Consider the following 21793-nt stretch of genomic DNA (forward strand, 5'->3'; position numbering starts at 1 on the left):
ATGTTCGTAGACACAACCGGTCGAAACCCCTCCACGACGCAATACGCGTTGCGTGGGGTCGTGTTCCTCATCGTCGTGGCGTTGATCCTGGTGGCGCTGATGATGCGCTACCAGGGCACCTTCGAGACCAAGGTGGAGGTCACCGCAAGCCTCGACGACATCGGCGACGGTTTGGTCAGCCAGGCCGACGTCCGTTACAACGGCTTGATCGTGGGTTCGGTGACCACCATCGAAGCGACCGAGACCAATCTGTCCGATGTGATCATCGAGATCGTCCCCGAGCAGGCCGAGGGCATTCCGGCGAACGTGACGGCCCGGACCGTGCCCAGCAATCTGTTCGGAGTCAACTCGGTCGAACTCATCCCACCGGCCGATCCGAAAGGGCATCTGTCGAACGGCAGCAAGGTGGTCGCCGACGAATCCAAAGAGACGATCGCGCTGCAGACTGTCCAGAACGATCTGCGTGAACTGTTCACCGCCGTACCCCCGGAGCAGATCGGCCGGGTCTTGGGCACGATCGCCGACACCTTGCGCGGGGGCGGAAACGTGTTCAGCGCCTTCGTCGGAACGCTCAATCAATACTGGCAGCAGATCAACGCGCAGTTCCCCGACGGTGCGCCTCCCGGATTCGACAACTTCAACGACTCCCTCCGCGGGATCGAACAATCGACCCCGCAGCTCCTCGACGCGATGGGGCGCGCGGTGGTTCCCTCGATCACGATCATCGAGCGTCAACGTGAACTCGCAGGAACCTTGACCGCAGCACAGGGGATGATCGACCGGATCCAGACCCTGTTCGCACGCAACGGGGATTCCGGTATTCATATCGTGGAAAATCTCAATGTCATGACAGGCGCGATCGCTGTCGACTCGGAAGCGTTGCCGGGTTCGATTCGCGCGCTCAACAATCTCGCAGGCAAGGTGCTCACCGTGTTCACGGGCGTCAACGGAAAGCCTCAGCTCAACATCGGCGTCAGCTTCAGTCCGTTTGTGATGTACAACCGGCAGAACTGCCCGGTGTACGACGGTGGGAAGTATGGGATGACCAGGGGGCCCGGCTGTTCAGGACCGGGCACCGGCACCGGACCGACGAGTTCGGGGCCGCTGGTGGTCACTCCGAGCAGCGCGCAGAGTGATCTGGAGGTGGGGCCGGCGGAGGGTCCCGTCGCGGTCACCACGGCGAGTGACAACAAAACTCTGGAGGCTGCGCTCGAGCGTGAGCCCTCAGCCGCGGACACCCTGATGCTCGGTCCACTGGTGCAGTCGGTCCAGGTGGCCGAAGGTGGTGAGAGCTGATGGGATACAGCAAGCCGCTCATCGGATTCAGCCTGTTCGCAGTGCTCGCGCTCGTGCTGACGTGGACGATCTGGTCGACCCTGCAGCGATCGGTTCCGGGTGAGACCAACAAGTTCACAACATATTTCAATGATGCTTCCGGTCTGCACGAGGGCGATGACGTCCGGATGGCCGGTGTCCGGGTCGGCCGCGTCGACGCCATCGAGCTCGACACCGATCGCGCCGAGGTCACCTTCGAGGTCCAGAAGGATCAATCGATCTATTCCAACACCAGGGCATCGATCAAGTATCAGAACCTGATCGGGCAGAGGTACGTGGGCCTTGACCTGGTCGAGGGCCCCGAGCAGATGCGGTTGTCGCCGGGCTCGACGCTGAAGGAGCCATCCCAGGATTCGTTCGACGTCTCCGCGCTGCTCGCCGGCTTCCAGCCGGTCTTCGACACCCTGGACCCGGACCAGGTGAACGCGTTGTCTGAGAGCCTCGTTCAGACGTTTCAGGGCAATGAGGTCTCACTGAGCTACACCATCGAACAGGTCGGTAAGGTCGCCACCAATTTCGCGGACAACGATCAGGTCATCGGAGCGGTGATCACCAATCTCAGTGCTGTCATGGGTGATCTGAGCAAACAGGGCGAACAGATGCAGGAGCTCGTCGCCAACCTCGCTGGCCTGATCGAAGGTCTCAACGCCAACTCGCCTGCGCTCGGTTCATCGGTGCAGAGCATCGGCAGTGCCACCGACAGACTCGGCAACCTACTAGGCACCATTCGTCCCGATGTTCGTGATCTGGGTCAGGATTTGAAGAACACCACCGACCGCATGATCGACATCGGTCCGAAGCTCGATCAGCTGGCAATCGATCTGCCGCTGTTCCTGGTGCACTTCCCGATGGTCATGGGCGAGGGTGCCTACCTCAACATCTATGCGTGCGAGCTCGATGTGTCGATCGGGGGAGTGTTGTTCCCGCCAGGTCTCATCAGCCAGATCGGTGGCACCAACCACTCGGTGGTGTGTCGATGAGCCAGGCAGGGGCGCTGGGCCGCAGCTGGCGAGGCCATCGATTCGTGTGGCTCGGTGTGATCGGGGCGGTGGTGTTGATCGTGATCGTGTTCGCGACGTTCGCCATCTCGGACTCGGGAATCGGCAAGCGGGAGTACACCGCCGACTTCTCGCAGGCCGGTGGCATCCGGCCGGGCGACAAGGTGCGGGTCGCGGGTATCGACGTCGGAGAGGTGTCGAAGACCGAGTTGGCGCGTGACCACGTCAAAGTGACCATGGAAGTCGACAAGAAGGTCGAGGTACGTGACGACGGTTCCGCCGAGATCAAGCTGTCGACGCTGCTCGGTCAGCGGTATGTCGACATCAAGATCGGTGACTCCACCGAACCGCTCGAGGGATCACGCATCCCACTCACCCAGGTGCCCTACGACTTGCAGGAGACCATCGAACGCGGCACCCCCGTGCTCGCCGGTGTCAACGCCGAAGAACTCAGCGACAGTGTCAGCGCATTGAACAGTCAGCTGAAGGACGCACCGGGGGTCACCCGGACGACGCTGGACGCGCTCACCGAGATGTCGAAAGTGATCAGTAACCGCAGCGACCAGATCAACCTGCTCATCAAGGACACCGAGACGGTGACCGACGTGCTCAACAGCAGTCAATACCAGCTGTCGGTGATCGTCGGGCAGGGTCAGTTGCTCGCGCAGAAGATCGCCACCCGTCAGCAATTGGTCGTCCAGATGCTCGACGGGGTCGCCAACCTGGCGCAGCAGATGGAGGCGATGGGCGCGGAGAACAACAATCAGTTCGCACCGCTGATCGGCAACCTCAACACAGTCTCCGAAGGACTCGAGAAGAACCGGGACAACCTGCGGCACATGCTCGAGGTGCTCCCGCTGACGGTGCGGGCAATCGCCAACACCACCGGATCGGGACCGTACGCGATGGGTTATCTACCGTGGGGCATCTTCCCCGACAACTGGCTCTGCGCAGCCCGGGTGGTGAACGGATGCTGAACAGATCAGTCGGACAACTACGCCGGACCATCGTCCTGGTCGCGACGCTGATGAGCACAGCACTGATTGCGGCCGGCTGCACTCTCATACCTGCAGACATCAAATACGCTGCGGGACAGACGATCAAGGTGACCGCCTACTTCGAGAGCGTTGCCGGGCTCTACGCCGACAACGACGTCGATGTGCTCGGTATGCCTGTCGGCCGGGTGCTGTCGATCACGCCGCAGGGTGGCCGCGTCAAGGTCGAGTTCACCATCGACAAGGACATCCCCATCCCTGCCGACGCCACAGCCGCGATCATCAACACCTCTTTGGTGACCACCCGTCACATAGAGCTCTCGCCGCCGTATTCCGAGGGGCCCAAACTCGCCGACGGTGACGTGATCAGCGACGCGAAGAGTCCGGTCGAGATCGGCACACTGTTCGACACCGTCGACAACCTCGTCGAACAATTCGAGGCCGATCCCGACGGGAACGGTCCGCTCAGCGACATGCTCTCGATCAGCTCAGGGATCTTCGGTGGCAACGGCGCCCGGATGAAGGCTGCGATCGACGAGCTGAGCAAAGCAGCCCAGGTCGGTGTCGACAACGGCGATGCCCTGGTCGAGGTGATCAAGAACATGGATCAACTCACATCCGTACTCGTCGAGAACTACCCGAAGATGACAGCGTTCTCCTCCTCGATCACCCAGGTGTCGCAGATGCTCGGTGATCAGGCGCCCGGCCTGCAGGCGACGATGGAGGGTCTGAACCAGACCCTGAACAACACCGCGACGTTCCTCGAAGGAAACACCACCACGCTCGGTGGCTCGATGGGACGTCTGGCGGCGGTCATCAGCAACCTCAGTGACTACTCCAGGCAGCTCGTGGACACCATCGACGTGGCGCCCCTGGCGTTCGAGAACCTCGCCAACTCCGTGTCCGTCGAGCAGCGGGCCTGGCGAGCACAGGTGCTGATCGACAAGTCGTTGTTCGACAACGAGTTGCTCTCGACGTTCTGCGAGGCCATCAACCTCCAGCAGGACGGGTGCCGGACGGGAAAGCTGACCGGCTTCGGCCCCGATCTCGGTGTGTTCTCGGCTCTTGTGGAGATGACGAAATGAGCGCGTTCACGGGTGGCGCCCACCGGGCCAAGGCCTCCGTCGTTGCGGGTGTGGCAGGTGTGATGCTGCTGTCGGGGTGCGGGTCGATCCCCGGTCTGACGATCGATCAGATCCCCTTGCCCGCGCCGGGCGGTGTCGGTGGTGGATACGAGATCAAGGGTTCCTTCGGGAACGCACTGAACCTGCCGTCGCGGGCGAAGGTGAAGCTGAACGGTAACGATGTCGGGCTGGTGGACTCGATCACGGCGAACAACTATGCCGCCGACATCACGATGCTGGTCCGCAAGGACATCGAGCTGCCGGTGGGTACCGGGGCGGAACTGCGCCAGGGCACACCGCTCGGTGACGTGTTCGTCGCGCTGCTGCCTCCCGAAGACGGCGATGCGGCAGGCATCATGAAACCCGGTGATTCCCTGAGCGGTGAGACCTCGGAGGCCGCGACCGTCGAAGATCTTCTCGTCACCGCCACCGCGTTCGTCGACGGCGGGGCCATCAAGAACCTCACAGAGATCATCAACGAACTGTCGAACGCCGTGGGCGGCAAGGCTCCCGAGCTGACCGGCCTGATCACCGGTATGACGACGGCGATCAGCAGGCTCGCTCAGAACACCACCGAGATCGACACCGCGCTGCAGTCGCTGAACGGGCTCTCCACCGATCTCGCGAACGGCCGCGAACAGCTCGTCGCGTCCATCAACACCGTCGGGCCGGCCCTGAGTGTCGTCGACGCGCAGATCCCCTCGATCGTGACAACTCTCGACAAGACGAAGGTCGTCACAGATGCACTCAACGACTTCCTCGATTCCCAGACCGGGAACACGGTGGAGCTGACCAACAATCTGCTCGTCGACGTCGAAGCTCTGGGCCGTGCCGTCGAGGAGCTCGGTCCGGTCTCCGACAAGTTGAAGGTGCTGACACCGAAGTGGGTCAACGCCACGCCGGGCAGTGCTGCCACCGTTGCGGCCCGGGTCTGGTTCCTCTCGCCCGGTTTCGGGTTCGACGCAGCCAGCCGCCTCCCGGAGGTGGGGGACATCGATCAGGGTGTCAACTCGTTGCACCAGACCCTGGTGCGAGTGTTGGCCCGGCTCACCGGAACCCAGGGATGCTGCGGGTGATGCGACGATGACTGCCTGGTTGCTCAAAAACAAGATCCTGCTGTCCAACCTCGCGTTGGTGCTGGTGATGCTGGTCGGCGTGGCGTACCTCAGTCTCGGTGTGCTGCGGTGGCGCCCACTCGCGGATTCGTACTCGTTGACTGTCGAGTTCGCCAACTCCGGTGGGGTGCAGACGACGTCCGACGTCACGCTGCGCGGCGCCCGGATCGGTGAGGTCGACACCATCCTCACGACACCGAACGCGGTCGAGGTCACGGTGACCGTCGACAGCAAGTACAAGATCAACAAGGACGCGGCGGTCGAAGCTCTCGGGCTGTCGGCCGTCGGCGAGCAGTACGTCGACTTCCAGCCGTCCACGGAAGAAGGCCCGTACTTCTCCGATGGTGACAAGATCAGCACCCGGCAGACGTCATCGACCGTGGCGTTTCCGAAACTGCTCGAGTCCACGGTCAACGTCGTCAACCAGATCGACCCCGACCAACTCAAGGTGACGATCGACGAACTCGACGTCGCCCTCGACAGCGGTGGGAAGAATCAGCTGCGGGCGCTGTTCAACAGCGGCGGCGTCATCTTTGCCGACCTGTACCGGGTGCTGCCGGAGACGGTGTCGCTGATCCAGAACACCGGCACGATTCTGGAGACAACCTCAGATGTCCAACCTGACCTGGGCACGCTGACCGGCGGAATCAGCGGTCTGATCGACGCCCTCGTGGCGTCTGATCAGGAATTGCGCACCTTTCTCGGCAGTGCTCCGGCGCAGTTGACGACCCTCGGTGGGTCGCTGAACACCCTGACCGATCCGTTGACGGACGTACTCAAGCAGTTCCTCGACATCGCTCAGCAGGGTGCGCTGCGCGCGCCGGCCCTCGTCAACCTGCTGCCGTCGATCCGAGATGGCGCGATCACGTCGCTCTCGATGTTCCACGACGGCGCCTGGTGGGCCTATGGCTCGATCTACCCGCGCCCGTATTGTGACTACCCGGTGTTGCCACAACCGCCGACCGAGATCCTGCAGAGTTCGGTCCCGGTCAACCTGTACTGCGTCACCGAAGACCCGACGCAACAGATCAGAGGCGCGGCGAATGCTCCGCGGCCACCGGGCGACGACACCGCGGGACCGCCACCGAATTTTGATCCGAACGCGCGCACTGCCCCGTTGGGCTGAGCCCTACAGCGCTGCGCAACAAAAAACCGAAAGTGTATGAGGTAGAAACGCCGTATGGCTGACAACGATGTGCCCGAAACCGCGGACCCCGGAACCGAGCCCTCCGAGGGTGTCTCGGTGAGTAAGAGACCGACGGGGAAGTCGCGGAAAAAGCCTGCGGACTCCGCCTCGGATGCGCCGACCATGGAGGCCGCCGCACCCGCATCGTCTGCCGGGTCGGCGAAGCCGGGCAAGCAGATCACGATCAATGTCTCGTCTGTCGGCAAGATCGTCGCCGGCGCGCTGGTGGTGGCCCTCATCGCGGTCGCGATCTTCTTCGGGTTGAAATGGAAATCGGATTCGGACGAATTGGTTGCGGCTGCCGATGCGAAGCAGGCGTCCGACTACTTCGTGACCCAGTTGCTGAACTCGATGAACACCGCCAGTGCGAGTGAATACGTCGACACGATGTCGCCGCTGACAACGGGTCAGTTCCGGGACAACCTGGTGTCCGAACGCGACAAGACGCAGGCCGACATCACCCAGATGCAGCTCAAGATCACGCCGGACATCTGGTCGTCCGGTGTCGTCTCCAACACCGAGGACTCGGCCACCACGCTGGTGATCGCCGAGATCAGCGGTACCAGCAGCGTTGCCACCCAGCCGGTCACGAACGTCGGGATGTTCAGGTTGACCCTGGAAAAGCACGACGGTAAATGGCTTGTCTCACAGATGGATCCGGGTCCCTCCAGTACCGGCGTCGGCTCAGATCCCGCGGCTCCCGGCGGCGAAGCACCTGCCCCCGTTCCGACAGAACCTGCCCCGGCCCCTGCCCCTGCCGGCTGACCTCACAAACCCAGCCAGAGCAGGCAAAACCAGGTGTTGCAGCACCTGGTTTTGCCTGCTCTGGCTGGGTTTGTCTCGGGTCAGAGGCTGATGCGCTCTCCGGTCTCAGGATGGAAGAGGTGGACCCTGCCGCTGTTCTGACGCAGCCGCACCGCCTCACCGAGCTTTGCGGGTGAGCGTTGACCGGAGCGAGCGACCAGCGTGAGGGGCCCACCTTCGAGACTCTTGACGTTCGGATCGTCGAGCGTGGCATAGACGTAGGTCTCGCTGCCGAGTTCCTCCATCAGGGCAACCGTGACCCCGAGGCCCTCGCCGCCGTCGCCGAGGGAGAGTTCCTCCGGACGGATACCGACGGTGACCTCCTGCAGACCGGACTTCTCGATGAGAGTGGTCGAGTCGGCGTCGAGTTCGATGTTCGCGCCGGCCACCGACACAGCCCCGTTGCGTATCGGCGCCGTGAACAGGTTCATCGCGGGGGAGCCGATGAAGCCGGCGACAAATGCGTTCTTGGGCCGGTCATACAGCTCCGTCGGGGTGCTGAACTGCTGCAACACACCCTTTTTGAGCACCGCGACCCGGTCGCCCATCGTCATGGCCTCGACTTGATCGTGGGTGACGTAGACGGTGGTGGTGCCGAGCCGACGCTGCAGAGCCGCGATCTGGGTACGGGTCTGCACGCGCAGTTTGGCGTCGAGGTTCGACAGGGGCTCATCCATGCAGAAGACCTGTGGCTCACGGACGATGGCCCGGCCCATCGCCACTCGCTGACGCTGACCGCCGGAGAGCTTCCCGGGTTTGCGGTCGAGGTACTCGGTGAGGTCGAGGACCTTGGCCGCCTCGGCGACCTTGCGCTTGCGTTCTTCGAGGCCGACGCCGCGCATCTTGAGTGCGAACCCCATGTTCTCGCCGACGGTCTTGTTGGGGTACAGCGCGTAGTTCTGGAAGACCATGGCGATGTCGCGGTCTTTCGGCGCGACGCCGACCATGTTGTCGCCGCCGATCTTGATGGCACCGCTGTCGATCTCCTCGAGACCGGCCAGCATGCGCAGAGCGGTGGATTTACCCGAACCGGACGGCCCGACGAGGACCACGAACTCGCCGTCCTCGATGTCGAGGTTGAGTGAGTCGACGGCCAGTGAGTCGGCGCCGGGGTAGACGCAGCAGGCGTTTTCGTAGCTGATGGTTGCCATTGTGTGCTCCTGAGTTATTTGATGGCGCCGAAGGAGAGGCCGCGGACGAGTTTGTTCTGTGCGATCCAGCCGCAGATGACCACCGGCAGAGCGGCGATCACGGAAGCGGCAGAGAGCTGGGCCCAGAAGAGCCCCTGCCCGGACATGAACCCGGTCAGTGCCACCGGCATCGTCTGGGCGTTGACGGCTGTCATGTTCACCGCGAAGAAGAACTCGTTCCACGAGAAGATGACGCAGATGAGTGCGGTGGCCGCGATCCCGGGGGAGATCAGCGGAAGGATCACCTCGCGCACCGAGGTCCACAGGCTGGCGCCGTCGATCTCGGCGGCCTCCAGCAGTTCGCTGGGCACCTCCAGGAAGAACGACCGCATCATCCAGACCGCGATAGGCAGGTTCATCGACGTGTACAAGATGATCAGCGTCCAGACGTTGTCGAGCATGCCGATCTGCCCGACGATCACGTACAGCGGGATGATGACGGCAACCACCGGCAGCATCTTGGTGCTGATGAAGAAGAAGAGCGCATCACTGGTCTTCTTCACCGGACGCAGCGACAACGCGAACGCCGCTGGAACACCCAGCAGGAGAACGAAGATCGTGGACACCGTGGTCACGAAGAGCGAATTCAGCAATGCGGTGCCGACACCGGCGTCGAAAACTGCCTTGAACTGATCGAGCGTGGGCTCGAAGAAGAACGTCGGGGGATTGGTGGCGGCGTCGCTTTCCTGTTTGAACGCGGTGAGCACCATCCAGGCGACGGGGAAGAAGAACCCGATGGCGATGATCCAGGTGAACGCGGTCAGCAGACTCCCGCCGGTGTTGCGCCGCTTCTTGATGTCTTTGATGTCGGTGTGCGCCCCGGCCGTGGACTTGTTCAGTGTGGTGGACATCAGGCTGCCTCCTCTTTTCCGCTGAAACTCTTGAAGATAAGGCGCAGCGCGAGACTCGACAGAATGATGGTCGCGACCACGGTCACGACACCCATTGCTGCGGCCTGTCCGACGTCGAAGCCCAGGAACGCCCGCTGGTAGATGTAGAACGGCAGGTTCGAGCTGGCCACACCGGGTCCGCCCGAGGTCATCATGTAGACCGCGTCGAAGGTGTTGACGAGGTAGATGGCACCGAGCACCGCGCCGAGTTCGATGAACCGCCGAAGATGCGGAAGTGTCAGTTCCCGGAAGAGGCGGAAGCTGGTGGCGCCGTCGACGCGGGCCGCTTCCTGGATGTCCTTGGGCATCGACTGCAGTCCCGCCAGGATCAGCAGCATCATGAACGGGGTCCATTGCCAGACCAATTCGGCCATGACACTGGCGAGTGGGAACTCGCTGAGCCAGTCGACATCGCCCAGTCCGAAGGGACTCAACGCCCAGTTCACCAGACCGTTGGTGGGGGAGAGCAGGCTCGTCTTCCACAGCAGCGCCGCAGCGACAGGGGTGACCAGGAACGGGGTGATCAACAGGGTTCGGACGATGCTGCGGCCGATGAACTTGCGGTCGAGCAGAATCGCGAAGAACAGCCCCAGCACCACCGAGATCACCACGGTCCCGACAATCAGGATGACCGTGTTCAGTGCGACGGTCCGGAACTGGCTGTCGGTGAAGACATCGACGTAGTTGTTGAGCCAGTTGAACTCTCGGGATCCGGGACGGACGAGGTTCCACGACTGGGTGGAGTAGTACAGGGTCACGATGAAGGGGATCTGCGTGACGATGATCATGAAAATCAACGCAGGCAGCAGCGGTCCCCGTCGGCGCCATCCTTCCGCGCGGGAGATCTGGTCCCGTTTCGATCTCATCGGCGGGGGTGCGGGGTCGGGCTCTGTATTACGCTCGGCGAGTGCGGTGGCCATGCCCTCACTGCTCCTTCTTGTAGGACTCGCCGACTACCTCGGCGTACTTCTGGGATTGTTCGAGCGCCTCGTCGACAGTGATCTGGCCGGCGATCGCCGCGCTGATCTGTTGACTGACCCGGGTGCCGAAGTCTTGGAACTCGGGGATGGCCAGGAACTGGATGCCGGTGTACGGAACGGGGTCCACGGTCGGCTTGTTCTGATCGGCGGACTGCATCGAGCTCAGCGTCGGCTCGGCGAATGCACCTGAGATCTCCTTGTATTGCGGGAGTTCATAGGTCGAGAGCCGACTACCGGGCGGGACGCTTGCCGCGCCCAACTGCTCTGCCACCATCTTGATGTAGTCCTTGCTGGTCATCCATTCGATGAACTTCCAGGCGTCATCCTTCTTTTTGCTGCTCTCCGGGATGCCGAGGGACCAGGCGTAGAGCCAACCGTTGTCGCCCTTGGCCATACTCGGTGCCATCGCATACCCGACGTTTCCTGCGATGTTGCTGTCTTCCGGGCTCTCGAGAACCGACACCGCGGATGTTGCGTCGTACCACATGGCCACCTGGCCCTGCGACATCAAGTTGGCGCATTCCTGGAAACCTGTTGATGCAGCGCCGGGTTCGCCATACTGGCGCACTGTGTCGACGTAGAATTGAACGGCTTCCTTCACCTCCGGACTGTCGAGTTGCGCATTCCACTCCTCGTCGAACCAGCGGCCGCCGAAGGCGTTGATGACGGTGTCGAGCGGCGCGAGCGTCTCGCCCCAGCCGGGCTTGCCGCGCAAGCAGATTCCGGAGACATCGCCGGTGTTGAGCTTCTTCGCCGCGTCCTGCACTTCGGGCCAGGTCGGCTCGGCGGGCATGGTGATGCCCGCGTCCGCGAGCATCTTCTTGTTGTACATCAGGAACGAGGACTCGCCGTAGAAAGGTGCCGAGTACATGTTGCCCTCGTAGGACAGCGCCTCGCGGAGGGTGGGGATGAAGTCGTCCTGGTCATACCCCGGGCTCGACACCATGTACGGGGTGAGATTGACCAGCCAGCCGTTCTCTGCCCAGGTCGCCGTCTCGTAGTTGCTGATCATGACGACATCGAACTCTCCGCCGCCGGTCGCGACGGAGGCGGTGATCTTCGCCCGGGCCTCGTTCTCCGAGAGGGTGACGAACTTGAGTTTGATGCCCGGGTTCTCTTTCTCGAACTGAGGAGACAGTGAGATCGCGTCCGTCATCTGCGAATTGGACACCAGTGCGATGGTGACGGCCTCGCTGCCGCCATCGGTGAAGGATCCGGCCCCGGCGCAGGCGGTTGCGGTCAATGCGACGGTCGACGCCAGCGCAAGCGGGGCGATCAGCCGCCGCCAGCGCCGGCGGCGACCCGGAGAAGGGCCGGCGCTCTGGGCGTCGGACTCGGGTGAACCAGTCATCATTGACCTTTCTGTTGCGAGATGAGCCAGCGTGCGCAGGTCAGATCGGTCACCAACGTGGTGGCCAGTCCGCCGCGCACGGCGCCTAGGATCGACTCTTGGCGGTGCGCTCCACCGGATACGAGAATCGTTGTGCGGCAGGCTCGCACGGTGTCCAATCCGACCGAGACCGTGCGATCGACGAGTGACGATTGCACCGTGACTCCGCGCGCATCGTAAAATCGCCCGCCGATCTCGCCCACCGCGCCGAGGCCGGCCAACTCGTCGAGGATCGCCGCGTCGAGATACGCCCCCTCGAACAGGGTCGTGGACGTCGAGACCGACCCGACCCCGAAGACCATGACGTCGGAATCGTCTGCTGCGCGCAGAGACTGGGACAGAATGGAGTCCTTGCGCATCGCTCGCACGGTGTCGGCATCGGCGTACAGCGGGGCCATCAACCGGAGCGGCTGGGCGCCGAGGCGTTCGGCGAATCGGGACAACGCATGGTCGACGCCGGTGTGGTATTCGACGGAGGTCATGGATCCGTCCATCTGCACCACACGCCGGCAGTGGGCGGCGCGGGAACCGATCGAATCCGCGACGGCCACCGTCTCGGGACCCCAGGTGAACCCGAGGGTGTTGGTGGCCTGTAACCGTCTCGTCAGAACCGATGCGCCGGCGCGGCCGAGCGCGGCGTTACCCGTATGGGTGCCGTCCGCGGATTGATCGATGATCAGCACCTCATCGAGGCCGAACAACGACTCGAGTGCACGTTCTTCGTCGGTGTGGATGGAACCGGCGAGGTGCGGCGGCGCGTCGATGACCACCCGTACCAGCCCTTGGGCGCGTGCACGGGCGATGAGCCTTCCGGCCGTCGGACGGGACAGCCCGAGGCGACCGGCCACCTCGGCCTGGGTGAGCCCCTCGAGGTGGTACATCGTCGCCGCGCGTACCAACAGGCGCAGGTCTTGGCCTGTGTCGACGGACGGCTCAAGTGGTGACGCGTTCACGCGTCCTCCTCGCTGGATCGTGAGCATATGCTCACTAGTCGTGGATATGCTCAGTAAGCTAACATCCTAGCTGTGACGCACGCAACACCTTTGGAGGAATGTGACATGCTGCCGACGACGATGACCGCCAGTGTGCTGAAGGCACCAGGCGAGTTGACGCTCGAACGACGAGACGTCCCGACGCCGGAGGCAGGGCAGGTATTGGTGCAGGTCAGCGCGGTAGGAGTGTGTGGTTCCGACGCGCATTACTACCGGCACGGACGCATCGGCGACTACGTCGTCACCGAACCACTGGTCCTCGGACACGAAGCGGCGGGTCGAATAGTCGCGGTCGGCGCAGATGTGCCGACCGGCCGTGTCGGTGAGCGGGTGTCGATCGAACCGCAGCAACCCGACCCCGACAGCGCCCCCAGCCGTCGCGGCGAATACAACTTGTGTCCCCATATGCGTTTCTACGCCACCCCTCCCGTCGACGGGGCGTTGGCGGAATACGTGTTGATCGGGTCGGCATTCGCGCATCCGATACCGGATACGGTGAGCGACGAGGCCGCTGCGCTGTTCGAGCCGTTGTCGGTGGCGATCGCCGCGACTCGCAAAGCGGCTGTCGGGGTGGGCGATCGGGTGCTGATCGCCGGCGCCGGCCCGGTGGGCCTGCTGTGTGCGCAAGTCGCGAGTGCGGCCGGGGCGACCGAGATCGTCGTCACGGACATCAACCCTGATCGCTGTAGTGCTGCGTTGCGATTCGGCGCCACCACTGCAGTCGGTCCGGATGAGCTGCCCATCGACCTCGACGCAGATTCGTTCATCGACGCCTCCGGCGCCGAACCCGCCATCGGCGCCGGGATTGCGGCGGTTCGTCCCGGCGGACGAGTTGTGCTGGTCGGTATGGGATCCTCGTCGACCATGACCTTCCCGGTGGCGCTGATCCAGAACCGCGAGCTCATCGTCACCGGTGTGTTCAGGTACGCGAATACGTGGCCTGCTGCACGCGCGCTGGTCACCTCGGGCAAGGTGGACCTCGACGCGATGGTCACCGCCCGTTTCGGACTCGACGAGGTCGCACAAGCCCTCGACGCCGATCGAACCGCAGGCAGCATCAAAGCAGTCATCTTCCCGGGTCGCACCGGGGTCACGTCGTAAGGAACTGGTATCCAATGACACTGGACAACACCCACCTGCCCGAGATCACGACCATCGCGACACCGTCATACCCGCGGGACGAACTTGTCTGCGGCATCGTGCATTTCGGCGTCGGAGGTTTCCACCGCGCTCACGAGGCGATGTACGTCGACAGGCTGCTCAATGCAGACTCCGGGTCCAGATCATGGGCGATCTGTGGTGTCGGTGTACTGCCGAGTGATGTGCGTATGAGAGACGCGCTGGTTCCGCAGGACGGGCTCTACACCCTGACACTCAAGCATCCCGACGGTGCTGTCGACACCGCGGTCATCGGGTCGATTGCGCGGTATCTCTATGCCCCCGACGACCCCGAGGCAGTGGTGGCGACGCTGGCATCACCGGACACTCGGATCGTGTCGCTCACGGTGACCGAGGGGGGCTACAACTTCTCCGCCACGACAGGCGAGTTCGACGAAACGAACCCCGCGATCATCGCAGACCTGGCGGCGGGCGCGGTCCCCGCCACGACGTTCGGGTTGGTGATCGCAGCCCTGCAGCGGCGTCGGGCGCAAGGGATTCCGTCGTTCACGGTCTTGTCCTGCGACAACATCCAGGGCAACGGCGACATCGCTCGTCAGACCTTCACCAGATTTGCCGAGCTGAAGGACCCGGGACTGGCGGCGTGGATGTGGGAGCACACCCGCTTCCCGAACTCGATGGTCGACCGGATCACCCCTGCCACCGCGCCGGAGTTGCTGTCCGAGGTGACCGAGCGCACCGGCATTGCAGATCGGTGGCCGGTGGTCGCCGAGCCGTTCACCCAGTGGGTCCTGGAGGATTCGTTCTCCGATGGTCGTCCGGCGCTGGAAACCGTTGGTGTGCAGGTCGTATCCGACGTCGGACCCTATGAACTCATGAAACTGCGACTGCTCAATGCCAGTCACCAGGCGTTGTGCTATTTCGGGTATCTGATGGGCTATCGGTACGTTCACGATGCCGCGCAGGATCCGCTGTTGCGCGCCCTGCTGCGCGGATACATGAACACCGAGGCCCGACAGACGTTGCTGCCGGTCCCGGGCGTCGACGTGGACGAGTACATCGACACCCTGATCGAACGATTCTCGAACCCGGCGATCGGTGACACCATCGCGCGGCTCTGCCAAGACTCGTCGGACCGTATCCCGAAGTGGCTGTTGCCGGTGATCAACAGCCGATTGAAGTCAGGGGGCGACGTCCAGTTGGCGGCCGCCGTGGTTGCCAGTTGGACTCGCTACGCAGAGGGGGAGGACGAGGACGGGCGGCCGATCGAGGTGGTGGATCCACTCGCGGAGTCGCTGGTGCCGCTGGCCAAGGTCAGTCGCAATGATCCGTTGGCGTTTGTCGGCAACACCGCGCTCTTCGGAGATCTCGCGTCTGACAACCGATTCACGCGGCCCTACCTGTGGACACTCGAATCGTTGCGCACCAAAGGTGCTCGCGAAACGCTACGCCTGCTCCTCGCCGCCGAGTAGTGTGCCGAGTCCTGCGCTGAGCGGGGACCTGCGCTGAGCGGGGGTCAACGGCCGACGGTCAGTGCGGACGCCTCTCGGTACTGCGCGTACACCGCAGGTGCTGGGTCTGCCTCGTAGGTGTTCTCTGCGGCCGCCGACCAGGCAGGCGGTTCTTCGGTACCGGTCAAGGTCCACGCGGCCTGTCGAGCTGCGCCCAGTGCGACATACTCGCCGGGCTCGGGCACGACGACGGGGCATCCGAATATGGACGGGGCGATCTGACGTACGGCCGCAGATCTGGCCCCACCACCGACGAGAATGATCCGTCTGATGTCGATACCCTGCTCGACTATTCGATCGGCGCAGTACTGCAGGGAGCACAGCAGGCCCTCGACGCCTGCCCGAGCGATGTTCGCGGTGGTGAGGTTTACCCCGCTCATCCCGTGGAGCGCACCACGGGTGTGCGGCAGATTGGGGGAGCGCTCGCCCTCGAGATACGGGACCAATGACAGTCCTTCGGCTCCCGGTGGGGCCGACAGGGCAAGGTCTGAGAAGGCCTTCAGGTCCACGCCGAGCATATGTGCGACCGCCGCGAGGACCGGTGCGCCGTTGAGCGTGCACACCAGTGGCAGTTGTCTGCCCGTGGCATCGGCGAATCCTGCGACGAGTCCGTCGTAGTCAGCGGGTGCTCGGTCGCCGACAGCGCTGACCACTCCTGAGGTTCCCAGCGACACAACACAATCGCCAGGACCTGCACCCAGGGCGAGGGCGGCGGCGGCGTTGTCGCCCAGCCCCGCGCCCAGGCGTGCTCCTGTGGCGGTATGGGCTGCGGTCTCGTGCGGTGCCGCGACGCGTGGAAGCCGTGGACTCCGCCCGCGTAAGGCCAATTGCAGCAACCTGTCGTGATATTCACCGGTGGCGGCGCTGAAGTAGCCGGTACCGCTGGCGTCGCTCCGGTCGGTCCACAGATTCTCAATGTCTGCGGAACCGGACAGGCGCCAACCGAGCCAGTCGTGTGGCAGGCACACCGCGGCGGTGCGATCGGCATTTTCGGGTTCATGGTCGGCGAGCCAACGCAGCTTCGACACGGTGAACGACGCGACGGGCAGCAGGCCGGTCTCATCGACCCACGCTGTGGGACCGCCGAGATCGTCGATGAGTGCGGTGGCGGCACCGTCGGAGCGGGTGTCGTTCCACAGCAACGCATCTCGGACCACGGCGCCGGTCTCATCCAGACAGATCATGCCGTGTTGCTGCGCTCCGACCGACACCGCCGCGACGTCGTCGATTCCACCGGCGACACCGATCGCCTCCTGTAAGGCGTCCCACCACCTGTCGGGATGAATTTCTGTGCCGGGTGGGTGGGGTGCACTTCCGGATCGGACGATGGTGCCGGTCTCGGCGTCGCACACCACCACCTTGCTGGACTGGGTCGACGAGTCGATGCCGGCGACCAGCGTCATGACTACTCCTCAGCGCGTTCGAGAATCGCGACCGAGGTTCCGAGCCGCGCCGTCGCCACGCTACCGGTGAAATCGGTTCCGGTCAGCAATTCTCGCCACGTGCCTGCGGGTAGTTCCAGCGTCGTGTGTTCCCAGTCGTTGTCGTCGAGTCGCGCCGTCCAACGGCAACCGGCGACGATCACGGAGACGCCGGCACCCGGTTCACCGCGACCGAACGCGACGACGTGCCCGGCGGCGGGACCGGTCGCCGACACCGGGTGATAGTCCCCGGCCACGAACACCTCTGGACGCCGACGGCGCAGGTGCAGCGCCGTGCGCACGACTGCGACCTTGGGATGGTCCACGGACTGCGCGTAATCGACCGGACGCCGGTTGTCCGGGTCGACCAGCGAATCGTCGAACCATTCGGTGCCCTGGTAGACATCGGGGATCCCTGGCGCCAGGAGAGCCAGCGCCTTCTGGACGACGGAGTCCGACTCCAGGTGGTCACGGGTGTCGTGGATCAGTTCGGTCAGGTCGTCAGCGCACGGGCCGTCGAAGATCCGGTCGAGCCAGGCGTGGACGGCCGATTCGAAGGCCTCGTCGACATCGGTCCAGGTGGTCCCGACGCCACCTTCGCGGATCGCCTTGGTCGCGTAGTCGTGGACCCGCGACCGCAATCCCTGGGTGAGCACGCCGTCGACCGGCCACACACCGAACAGGTTCTGCCGCAGGAACAATCCCGTGACGCCGGCCGGAGCGGGGTTGCGAGCCTGCGAGCGGTCGACCAGCTCGGTCCAACGCTCCGGAATCTGCGACAGGAAGCCGATCCGCGCCCGGACGTCTTCACTGCGTTTGGTGTCGTGCGTCGACAACGAGGTCATGGCGCGTGGCCATGCGGCCGCACGGTCGGCGTTGAAGCTGTGGAAATCGTCGAGAGAATCCGCGAAGACCCCCGGACTCCCACCGACCTCCTGCAGGCTGACCAGTCGCGCCGTCCGGTAGAAGAGGCAGTCCTCGACGCTTTTGGCCGTGACAGCACCACAGACCTGCGCCAGACGGGCTCGTGACTCGGCGTCGGAGGCGACTGCCGAGGCGATCAGGTCGAACGACTGCGTCAGTGCGGGCAACCGCTTTTTCTCGGTGTCCAACAGCGTCTCGAGCGTGCCCGACAGAATCGGGTAGTCGCTGCGGTACACACCGAGTCCGGCCACCACTGCTCCGATCGCGACGTCGAGATCATCAGCTGCCGGTATGTCGGCACCGCCTGCCGTGGCCTCGATCGCCCTGCGTAGCCGGGCACGTTCGGCCGGGAACGTCTCGGCGAGAATCGACATCTTCAGTTGTCGCTCCGTGGCTTCCACCCACAGGTGGTCGCCGCGGTCACCGGTGTATCGCTGATGCAGATCGCCCAGCGGCTCCTCGCCATCGGGATCGACCAGCACCGCACCCACGGCGCGTAAGACCTCGTAACCGGTGGTCCCATCCACCGGCAGGGACGGATCGAGCGGCTCGGATCGTGCCAGGATCTTCTCGATCAGCAGTACCCGATCCGGCCCGATGTCGGCCCGCAACCGTGCGAGGTACCCGGCCGGATCGGCCAGACCGTCCGGATGATCGACCCGGATCCCGTCGGTGAGGTCCTCGGCGATCAAATGGCGAACGAGGGTGTGGGTGGCGTCGTACACGGCCGGGTCTTCCTGACGCAGACCGGCCAGACCGTTCACGGAGAAGAATCTGCGGTAGCCGATGACACCCATGTTCCAGGGCACCAGCCGGTACGACTGTTCCTCATGCACTGCGGTCGCCGGTTTCGGGTGCGCTGGATCGTAGGTGCCCGGCGCCAGCGGGAAACGGTGTTCATAGAAGGCGAGTTCCGGTTCGCTGCCGTCGGCGTCGATCTCGAGGGCATCGAGGTCGTCGGCGGAACCGAGGACGGGCAGCGCGATCTTGCCCTCCGCGCCGTTGTCCTGAGACCAGTCGATGTCGAAATAGGTCGCGTACTCCGAGGAAGCACCGAGCCGCAACACATCCCACCACCAGGGATTCTGCCGCGGATCCTCGATACCGGTGTGATTGGGGACGATGTCGACGATGAGGCCGATACCGCGGGCGGTCGTCGCAGCCCGCAGTGCGCGGAGGCCTTCGATACCACCGAGCGAGGGGGAAACCTCTGGCGGCGGCACCCAGTCGTACCCATGATTCGACCCGGCCTGGGCGGTCTGGATCGGCGAGAGATACAGGTGGCTCACCCCGAGAGCCGCATAGTGATCGAGGTGCTCGATCGCGTCGGCGAACGTGAACTCGGCGTGTAGCTGAAGCCGATAGGTTGCCGTGAGCGGCAGGATCATGGGAGCTCCGGTGCTTGTTCGAGTACGGGTGGTCAATTCACCTTGCGGAGTACCAACAACGACCGTTCTCTAACCAGGAGGCCGGTCTCGGCCCGTGCGCTCACGGAACTGTCACCCACAGGGTTGGCGGTGTCGAGGACACCGGCCCACTCCTCGGCGTAGAAGGCCGTCGGCACCCGGAAGTTGATCGGCTCGTAGTGCGCGTTGAAGCACATCAAGAAGTCGTCGTCCCGTACGACCCGGCCTCGCACATCCTTCTCGCCGATCGCGGATCCGTTCAGGAACACAGCGAGGGACTTGCCGAAACCGCTGTCCCAGTCGGCTTCGGTCATCTCCTCGCCGCCCGGGGTCAACCAGGCGATGTCGCGCGGTTGGTCACCCGAGCGGATCGGACGGCCCGCGAAGAACCGGCGGCGACGGAACACCGGATGTGCGGTCCGCAGAGCGATGACTTTCGAGGTGAAGGCGAGCAGGTCCGAGTTCTCCTCTGCCAGTGTCCAGTCCATCCAGGCGATCGGGCTGTCCTGGCAGTAGACGTTGTTGTTGCCGTTCTGGGTGCGGCCGATCTCGTCTCCGTGGGCGATCATCGGGGTGCCCTGGCTGAGCATGAGGGTCGCCAGGATGTTGCGTTGCTGGCGGGCCCGTAGACGCTCGATCTCCGGATCGTCGGTCGGCCCTTCGACGCCGCAGTTCCAGGATCTGTTGTGGCTTTCGCCGTCCCGGTTGTCCTCACCGTTCGCATCGTTGTGCTTGTCGTTGTACGACACCAGGTCTCGCAACGTGAAGCCGTCATGTGCGGTCACGAAGTTGATGCTGGCGCTGGGGCGGCGCCCGGTCGCTTCGTACAGGTCGGACGATCCGGTGAGGCGAGAGGCGAACTCGCCCAACGTTGCCGGCTCGCCGCGCCAGTAGTCGCGCACGGTGTCGCGATATTGGCCGTTCCACTCGGTCCACAGTCCGGGGAAGTTCCCGACCTGGTAGCCACCCTCGCCCACGTCCCAGGGTTCGGCGATCAGCTTGACCTGGCTGACCACTGGATCCTGTTGCACGAGATCGAAGAATGCGGACAGTTTGTCGACGTCGTGCAGTTCTCGGGCCAGAGTGGATGCCAGATCGAAGCGGAAACCATCGACGTGCATCTCGAGCACCCAGTACCGCAGCGAGTCCATGATCAGTTGCAGCGTGTGTGGATGCCGGACGTTGAGACTGTTGCCGGTGCCGGTGTAGTCCATGTAGTGCCAGGGTTCACCGTCGAGAAGCCGGTAGTAGGCGGCGTTGTCGATCCCGCGGAACGCAATACTGGGTCCGCGGTGGTTCCCTTCGGCGGTGTGGTTGTAGACCACGTCGAGGATGACCTCGATACCCGCCTCGTGAAACGCGCGCACCATCGCCTTGAACTCGGGCACGGCGCTGCCGGCCTTCTTGTTCGACGCGTAGTCGGCGTGGGGCGCCATGAACCCGAAACTGTTGTAGCCCCAGTAGTTCTTGAGTCCCTGGTCCAGCAGTGTCTGGTCCTGCATGAACTGGTGCACCGGCATGAGTTCGATCGCAGTCACACCGAGATCGGTCAGGTGGTCGATGATCGCCGGATGCGCCAGCCCCGCGTAGGTGCCGCGCAGTTGCTCCGGGACCTCGGGATGCGTTGCGGTCATGCCCTTGACGTGCGCCTCGTAGATGACGGTCTCGTAGTAAGGCCGATTGGGTGCGCGGTCGTGCTGCCAGTCGAAGAACGGGTTGATCACGACCGAGGTCATGGTGTGCCCCAGTGAGTCCAGCCGTGGTGGTTCACCGAACAGCGGATCAGGCGGTTCAGGTGTCGGTTCGCGTTCCGGTTCGGCGAGGGTCGTATCCGGGCCGGCGTCGGGGTCGTCTTCTGGTGCGGCGACGGCGATCTCGTCGGTGCCGGCGATGACGTCGTCCGGGCCGGCCTGGACGGAGGGCGTCTCGCGTTCAGTAGGTTCGGCCTCGCGCTCATGGGTCTCGAGCACGATTGGATAGGAGTACAGGGAGGCGTCGCCGTCGAACTCGCCGTGGAACGCTTTGCCGTAGGGATCGACGAGCAATTTCGACGGGTCGCACCGTAGACCCTGATGAGGATCGTACGGACCGTGCACCCGGTACCCGTACATCTGGCCCGGCGATATCGAGGGGAGGTAAGCGTGCCAGACGTAGCCGTCGACCTCTTCGAGCGAGATGCGGGTCTCGGAATTGTCTTTGCCGATCAGGCACAACTCGACCTTGGTGGCGACCTCGGAGAACAGCGAGAAGTTCGTTCCGGCGCCGTCGAACGTGGCGCCCAGCGGGTAAGCGGTACCGGGCCACACCATCAGCTCGGCGGCCATGGCATGGCTGGGGCCATTCGTGGAGCTGTTCGCGGCGGCGTCCGCCGAGATGGTGTTCGTCGGTGCGGCCACGTCGGTATCTACTGGAG

The 21793-nt window shown here is 63.9% G+C and carries 17 protein-coding genes; 9 read left to right on the forward strand and 8 right to left on the reverse strand.

Annotated features, from left to right (window positions below; genetic code table 11):
- The 7 genes from DFR67_RS15870 to DFR67_RS15900 are packed head-to-tail and all read left to right on the forward strand — an operon-like array spanning position 1 to position 7518.
- Positions 1-1296, forward strand: a complete 1296-nt coding sequence (locus tag DFR67_RS15870) for an MlaD family protein (protein WP_110470482.1) — start codon at positions 1-3, stop codon at positions 1294-1296.
- Positions 1296-2315, forward strand: a complete 1020-nt coding sequence (locus tag DFR67_RS15875; RefSeq protein WP_110470483.1) for an MCE family protein — start codon at positions 1296-1298, stop codon at positions 2313-2315. Before DFR67_RS15870 ends, DFR67_RS15875 begins: the two co-directional genes overlap by 1 nt.
- Positions 2312-3310 carry an MCE family protein gene (locus DFR67_RS15880; RefSeq protein ID WP_110470484.1) on the forward strand — a complete coding sequence of 333 codons (999 nt, stop codon included), beginning with the start codon at positions 2312-2314 and terminating at the stop codon, positions 3308-3310. The genes DFR67_RS15875 and DFR67_RS15880 overlap by 4 nt, the downstream gene beginning before the upstream one ends.
- Positions 3304-4413: an MCE family protein gene (locus DFR67_RS15885; protein WP_110470485.1), complete on the forward strand. Its 1110-nt coding sequence runs from the start codon at positions 3304-3306 to the stop codon at positions 4411-4413. The genes DFR67_RS15880 and DFR67_RS15885 overlap by 7 nt, the downstream gene beginning before the upstream one ends.
- Entirely contained in the window at positions 4410-5528 is a 1119-nt protein-coding gene (locus DFR67_RS15890; protein WP_110470486.1) for an MlaD family protein, read from the forward strand. Before DFR67_RS15885 ends, DFR67_RS15890 begins: the two co-directional genes overlap by 4 nt.
- 7 nt (positions 5529-5535) lie before the next feature.
- Positions 5536-6693, forward strand: a complete 1158-nt coding sequence (locus tag DFR67_RS15895; protein WP_110470487.1) for an MCE family protein — start codon at positions 5536-5538, stop codon at positions 6691-6693.
- Between the two features lie 54 nt (positions 6694-6747).
- Positions 6748-7518, forward strand: a complete 771-nt coding sequence (locus DFR67_RS15900) for a hypothetical protein (protein WP_110470488.1) — start codon at positions 6748-6750, stop codon at positions 7516-7518.
- Between the two features lie 80 nt (positions 7519-7598).
- Here the strand turns inward: DFR67_RS15900 and DFR67_RS15905 are convergent, their stop codons facing one another.
- The 5 genes from DFR67_RS15905 to DFR67_RS15925 are packed head-to-tail and all read right to left on the reverse strand — an operon-like array spanning position 7599 to position 12987.
- Entirely contained in the window at positions 7599-8708 is a 1110-nt protein-coding gene (locus DFR67_RS15905; protein ID WP_110470489.1) for an ABC transporter ATP-binding protein, read from the reverse strand.
- A gap of 14 nt (positions 8709-8722) precedes the next feature.
- A complete protein-coding gene (locus DFR67_RS15910) occupies positions 8723-9598 on the reverse strand; it encodes a carbohydrate ABC transporter permease (protein ID WP_110470490.1) in 876 nt (291 codons plus the stop codon).
- Positions 9598-10557: a carbohydrate ABC transporter permease gene (locus DFR67_RS15915; RefSeq protein ID WP_110470491.1), complete on the reverse strand. Its 960-nt coding sequence runs from the start codon at positions 10555-10557 to the stop codon at positions 9598-9600. Before DFR67_RS15915 ends, DFR67_RS15910 begins: the two co-directional genes overlap by 1 nt.
- A 4-nt stretch (positions 10558-10561) precedes the next feature.
- Entirely contained in the window at positions 10562-11968 is a 1407-nt protein-coding gene (locus DFR67_RS15920; protein WP_110470492.1) for an ABC transporter substrate-binding protein, read from the reverse strand.
- Positions 11968-12987, reverse strand: coding sequence for a sugar-binding transcriptional regulator (locus tag DFR67_RS15925; RefSeq protein WP_110470493.1), 1020 nt, complete (start codon positions 12985-12987; stop codon positions 11968-11970). The genes DFR67_RS15920 and DFR67_RS15925 overlap by 1 nt, the downstream gene beginning before the upstream one ends.
- Positions 12988-13080: 93 nt before the next feature.
- On the opposite strand from DFR67_RS15925, the gene DFR67_RS15930 reads away from it, so the two are divergent.
- Positions 13081-14100, forward strand: a complete 1020-nt coding sequence (locus DFR67_RS15930) for an NAD(P)-dependent alcohol dehydrogenase (protein WP_110470671.1) — start codon at positions 13081-13083, stop codon at positions 14098-14100.
- Between the two features lie 14 nt (positions 14101-14114).
- Complete coding sequence (locus DFR67_RS15935; RefSeq protein ID WP_110470494.1) at positions 14115-15590, forward strand: mannitol dehydrogenase family protein; 1476 nt, start codon at positions 14115-14117, stop codon at positions 15588-15590.
- A 44-nt stretch (positions 15591-15634) separates the two neighbouring features.
- Here DFR67_RS15935 and xylB read toward each other — a convergent pair whose 3' ends face one another.
- Genes xylB through glgX form a run of 3 tightly spaced genes read right to left on the reverse strand, consistent with a single transcriptional unit; the run spans position 15635 to position 21704 of the window.
- Positions 15635-17032, reverse strand: coding sequence for a xylulokinase (gene xylB, locus DFR67_RS15940; protein WP_110470495.1), 1398 nt, complete (start codon positions 17030-17032; stop codon positions 15635-15637).
- Positions 17033-17034: 2 nt separating this feature from the next.
- On the reverse strand, positions 17035-19362 hold the full coding sequence (gene treY / locus DFR67_RS15945; protein WP_110470496.1) for a malto-oligosyltrehalose synthase: 2328 nt from the start codon (positions 19360-19362) through the stop codon (positions 17035-17037).
- A 32-nt stretch (positions 19363-19394) separates the two neighbouring features.
- Positions 19395-21704, reverse strand: a complete 2310-nt coding sequence (gene glgX / locus DFR67_RS15950) for a glycogen debranching protein GlgX (RefSeq protein WP_110470672.1) — start codon at positions 21702-21704, stop codon at positions 19395-19397.
- Between the last annotated feature and the right edge of the window lie 89 nt (positions 21705-21793).

The organism is Williamsia limnetica (genome assembly GCF_003217475.1).
GTDB lineage: Bacteria > Actinomycetota > Actinomycetes > Mycobacteriales > Mycobacteriaceae > Williamsia > Williamsia limnetica.

What these genes read in the sequence shown, in the direction of transcription:
- DFR67_RS15870 (WP_110470482.1), top strand. Translation starts at nt 1, where the DNA reads ATGTTCGTAGACACAACCGGTCGAAACCCCTCCACGACGCAATACGCG.
- DFR67_RS15875 (WP_110470483.1), top strand. Translation starts at nt 1,296, where the DNA reads ATGGGATACAGCAAGCCGCTCATCGGATTCAGCCTGTTCGCAGTGCTC.
- DFR67_RS15880 (WP_110470484.1), top strand. Translation starts at nt 2,312, where the DNA reads ATGAGCCAGGCAGGGGCGCTGGGCCGCAGCTGGCGAGGCCATCGATTC.
- DFR67_RS15885 (WP_110470485.1), top strand. Translation starts at nt 3,304, where the DNA reads ATGCTGAACAGATCAGTCGGACAACTACGCCGGACCATCGTCCTGGTC.
- DFR67_RS15890 (WP_110470486.1), top strand. Translation starts at nt 4,410, where the DNA reads ATGAGCGCGTTCACGGGTGGCGCCCACCGGGCCAAGGCCTCCGTCGTT.
- DFR67_RS15895 (WP_110470487.1), top strand. Translation starts at nt 5,536, where the DNA reads ATGACTGCCTGGTTGCTCAAAAACAAGATCCTGCTGTCCAACCTCGCG.
- DFR67_RS15900 (WP_110470488.1), top strand. Translation starts at nt 6,748, where the DNA reads ATGGCTGACAACGATGTGCCCGAAACCGCGGACCCCGGAACCGAGCCC.
- DFR67_RS15905 (WP_110470489.1), bottom strand. Translation starts at nt 8,708, where the DNA reads ATGGCAACCATCAGCTACGAAAACGCCTGCTGCGTCTACCCCGGCGCC.
- DFR67_RS15910 (WP_110470490.1), bottom strand. Translation starts at nt 9,598, where the DNA reads ATGTCCACCACACTGAACAAGTCCACGGCCGGGGCGCACACCGACATC.
- DFR67_RS15915 (WP_110470491.1), bottom strand. Translation starts at nt 10,557, where the DNA reads ATGGCCACCGCACTCGCCGAGCGTAATACAGAGCCCGACCCCGCACCC.
- DFR67_RS15920 (WP_110470492.1), bottom strand. Translation starts at nt 11,968, where the DNA reads ATGACTGGTTCACCCGAGTCCGACGCCCAGAGCGCCGGCCCTTCTCCG.
- DFR67_RS15925 (WP_110470493.1), bottom strand. Translation starts at nt 12,987, where the DNA reads ATGCTCACGATCCAGCGAGGAGGACGCGTGAACGCGTCACCACTTGAG.
- DFR67_RS15930 (WP_110470671.1), top strand. Translation starts at nt 13,081, where the DNA reads ATGACCGCCAGTGTGCTGAAGGCACCAGGCGAGTTGACGCTCGAACGA.
- DFR67_RS15935 (WP_110470494.1), top strand. Translation starts at nt 14,115, where the DNA reads ATGACACTGGACAACACCCACCTGCCCGAGATCACGACCATCGCGACA.
- xylB (WP_110470495.1), bottom strand. Translation starts at nt 17,032, where the DNA reads ATGACGCTGGTCGCCGGCATCGACTCGTCGACCCAGTCCAGCAAGGTG.
- treY (WP_110470496.1), bottom strand. Translation starts at nt 19,362, where the DNA reads ATGATCCTGCCGCTCACGGCAACCTATCGGCTTCAGCTACACGCCGAG.
- glgX (WP_110470672.1), bottom strand. Translation starts at nt 21,704, where the DNA reads ATGGCCGCCGAGCTGATGGTGTGGCCCGGTACCGCTTACCCGCTGGGC.